This window comes from Mycobacterium sp. (genome assembly GCF_052144515.1).
Taxonomy (GTDB): Bacteria; Actinomycetota; Actinomycetes; order Mycobacteriales; family Mycobacteriaceae; genus Mycobacterium.
Map to the genome: position 1 here is coordinate 1 of NZ_JBKQQD010000552.1, position 3,756 is coordinate 3,756.

Sequence of the window (3,756 nt, forward strand, 5' to 3'; positions counted from 1 at the left end):
CAAAGCGCGGGCTTACACAGCTTGTAGCCGATGAAGACGAGGATGGCGGCCAGGACCGCCATCGGGACCATGTCGATCACGTAGCGGCCGAGCAGCAGGAACGCCAGGAGGAAGCAGGCGTTGTAGAAGTTGGCCCACTGGGTCCGGCCGCCGGCCAGGACATTCGCCGTGCTCTTGACCATACCGGGGATGATGGTCAAGCCACCGAGCAGGCTCGAGGAGACGTTAGACACGCCCATGGCCAGCAAGGTCCGATCCGGGTCGGACCGGCGGCGATAGGTGTCGATATTGTCCGCGGCCGCGATCGTCGCCAGCGACTCGGTCCCGTCGATCAAAAGCAGGGTGACGACCAGGTAGGCGAGGGGGAGCAACAGTGCGGCATGGGTGAACGCATCACCGAACTGGGGGAAGACGACCCCGTGCTTGAGTGGATCGGGCACGTTGATCAGGTGGGGTTTGTCCAACTTCAGGATGAATGCGCTGACGAGCGTGCCGGCGAGGAACACCCACACCGGAGGCGGCATGACCTTCAGCAGCCGCCCGGGGAGGCTCGAAAGCATAAAAAGCGCCGCCAGGCAACCGACCCCCAGGGCGAAGACCTGGTGGTTCATCGACTGGACATGGCGGGGCACTTCGCCGAGGACCGCCCAGAATTCGTGGGCCTCGAACTTCACTCCCATGAAGAGAGGGACCTGCTTGACGATGATCATCAGGCCGATCGCCGCCAGCATGCCCTGGATGGCCGCGGTCGGGAAGATGGCGCTGAGGCGGGCCACCTTCAACTTGGCAAGAATCACTTGCAACACGCCCGCGAGGGCGATGGCAACCAGGACCAGAGGGTATCCCACTGCGAGCAACTCGGATTGCGAGGCGCCTCGGCCCAGGCGGGCGTGTCCCAGTGCGATCATGCCAGCGAACAGGGCCGGCGCCAGTCCCGCGGCCGGGCCGCTGATGGTCACATACGAGCCGCCCAGGAACGGCAGGACGAAACCGGCGATGATCGCCGACGTGATCCCGCAGATCGGCGGCGCGCCCGAGGTGATCGCGATTCCCATCGAGAACGGCAGCGAGATCATGGCCACCGTGAAACCCGAGCGAAGGTCATAGCGCCAGTGTTTGAGACCGGCCAGGCCATTGCGGGGCTTTTCGCTCGGAACGGTTAGATCCTGTTGCATAGGTGAGCCCCTCTCAACAGCGGCTTGAACAGGTTGTGGGTGAAGTTCTGCCAGAATTCGTGCAGCATTGATCAACTCCACGACAGGATGAGGGAAATACCGTGTGCGGCAACGACTATCGCGTGACAGTCGTCACTGCGGTGTGCTCCGGTTCCCCGCGATCACCGTGGAATCCGCGCTGCAAATGTGGACGCCGGGTTAGCGGGCCGCCACAACGATTAACCCCAACCCGGCCCGGGACGGCACTATCGCGATACTCATCGCGCCTGTCACGATGGCCCTTGCCGCCCCGGTGATCTGCGCAACTAGCGATCGTCGACCCGGTGCAATTGCCTGCCTTGGCCCCAGCCGACGCCCCGGAATACAGCGCGGCCACCACGGTCACGACCAGGCTCTCGATACCCACAAGGGATACACCAGCGGCCATGCGTAGCTCCCACCTGTTGGCGCGTGGCCAACCCAGGGGTTACAAGCCATCAGCACCGTCCGGGGCCGATTATCTCGAACCTTGGCGCGTGAAGCGAGCCTCATCGCTGCGTTCACAGCAGACTGTAACCTTGCGAAAACAAATCCAAGTCCGAGACCATCCGCGCTGGTTGAAGCGCTCGCTCACCACCGAGATCTGGGCCCTTATTTGTCTGCTGCGCACCAATCCATAAGTCGAGAAATCGGCCGCTCGACTGATGCATGAATCGCCCGTGAGGTTTTGCGGTGGCGCGGAGCTACCGGCTGCTGCGGCTGGAGGGCTATGCCGGCCAGACGCGCTACCACTCGCCGACCAGCCAGTACGGCCAGATGTCGCGGGCGGATCGGTACGATGGCCTCGACGTCCCCGGGGTGATGCGCGAGGTGCTGAGCGAGATCGAGTCGGGCAAGTTCGCCGACGAGTGGCAGGCCGAGCGCGACGCGGGCTACCCGAACCTGGAGCGCCTGCGGGCCGAGAAGCTCAGCCCCGAGGTCGTCGCCTTCGAGGAGGACCTGCGCACCCGCCTCGGCGAGCGAGCCCAGCCCCCCACCGACTGACCCTCCGAGGCTCACTTCGTCACAGCCTATCCTTTGAGGACCACTGCAAAACGCTGTGGGGCCGGATCGGCGGAGGGTCGGATGACGGCCGTAGCGGCATGTCGGATGTGTGGCACTGAGCCTCTAGGGAACGCCCGGTTTTGTCACGGCTGTGGCGCACCAGTCCAAGATGGCGATACCCGGGCAGAGTACAAGCAGGTAACCGTCCTGTTCGCCGACGTGGTCCACTCCATGGACATCGCCGCGACCGTCGGGACGGAGCGGCCGCTCGAACGACCACCACAACCAGAGCGTGGGGTCTCGCGCGGTGGTGATGCTCTCGGCTGGGCAAGGCGGCATCATTCGACTGGGAACGAACTGGGAGGATTCCTGCCTGTTCACATGAGACGTTCGAAACCTGTTGCTACAGAACGCTACCCGGTCTACAGAGGCGTCGAGGGCCCTGGCCGCAACAACCCCGCTCGAGACCAATATCCAAGGAGGCGATCCAGGGTGACGAAACACAACCAACCGCCCGAGACGCGGTCGGACGAGCACTACGACGTCGTGGTCATCGGGAGCGGTTTCGGTGGGAGCATCGCGGCCAACCGCCTGGCCGGTGCGGGCCTCAATGTGCTTGTGCTCGAACGGGGTCCGTGGCGCGACTCATTGCCGGTGCGCGGCATGGGAATCGCCGACCGCTCCCCGTTTCCCTACGGGGCGCGCTTCGCGACGCATGTGCTGCGCAGCATCACCGTCGGGCGCGGCAGCACGCCAGGCGTTGCGCATGGTCGTCACGGTCGACGACTGCGAGCGGGGGGTGTCGAGCTGGTGCGCCGCCTCGTCGGGACTCCCCGTCGGGGCGTTGTGGTCAATAAGCGTGGGATGTACGAGGTGTTTAGCTATCCCGGTATCGATGTCGTCTGCGTCTCGGGGGTGGGAGGCGGCAGCCACGGCTGGTTGGGCCTGCTCGTCGAGCCGTCTAACTCCGCGTATTGGGAAAGACGTCACCCCGATCTGCGCGCAGGGCAGATCTCGGGGTACTACGAGAAGATCCGGTCGGATTTGGGTGCCACTCGTTTGACCCGTCAGCATCCTGTGCCGACAAGTGTGTGGACTGAGGTGCCCGGCTTACCCGGCCAGCGCTGTCAGCCCGCGGATCCGCAGCCCGACGCCGCGTACCTCTACCCGAAATCCGGCACCGACGCCGGCCGACTGCACCAGGACGGCGCCGGAGTAACGCGCCGGTTCTGCGCCTTCGACGGGGACAGCCTGCTGGGGTCGCGAGACGGGGCGAAATCATCGGTCGACGTCGCCTATCTCGCCCCGGTCCTGGGCAAGGGCGTCACCGTTCGCGCGTTGTCCGAGGTCAGTCGGATCGTGCGCGAACCCGGCGCTGCCGCATGTGGCTACGTCGTCCACTACCGCGACCTGCGCGGAAAAACGAACCACACCGCGCGGGCGCCACGGGTGGTCCTGGCCGCGGGGACGATGAACACGCTGCGGTTGCTGTTCGAGGGCCAACAGCGCGACGATCTGGCCGCCATGCCCTCGTTGGGTGCGACCTTCGGCGGCAACG

At 65.1% G+C, this 3,756-nt stretch carries 3 protein-coding genes and 1 pseudogene; 3 read left to right on the forward strand and 1 reads right to left on the reverse strand.

Going from position 1 to position 3,756, the window contains the following annotated elements:
- The coding region (locus tag ACLP9N_RS37240) for a SulP family inorganic anion transporter (RefSeq protein WP_442412088.1) at positions 1-1,175 on the reverse strand (1,175 nt) is incomplete at its 3' end.
- Positions 1,176-1,886: 711 nt separating this feature from the next.
- Between ACLP9N_RS37240 and ACLP9N_RS37245 the strand changes: the two genes are divergently transcribed.
- The 3 genes and pseudogenes from ACLP9N_RS37245 to ACLP9N_RS37255 form a co-directional block, all read left to right on the forward strand.
- On the forward strand, positions 1,887-2,198 hold the full coding sequence (locus tag ACLP9N_RS37245) for a hypothetical protein (protein ID WP_442412089.1): 312 nt from the start codon (positions 1,887-1,889) through the stop codon (positions 2,196-2,198).
- Positions 2,199-2,279: 81 nt separating this feature from the next.
- Positions 2,280-2,462: pseudogene (locus ACLP9N_RS37250) on the forward strand (hypothetical protein); the annotation flags it as partial.
- Between the two features lie 228 nt (positions 2,463-2,690).
- Positions 2,691-3,756: FAD-binding protein (locus tag ACLP9N_RS37255; RefSeq protein WP_442412090.1), on the forward strand; the 1,066-nt coding region annotated here is incomplete at its 3' end.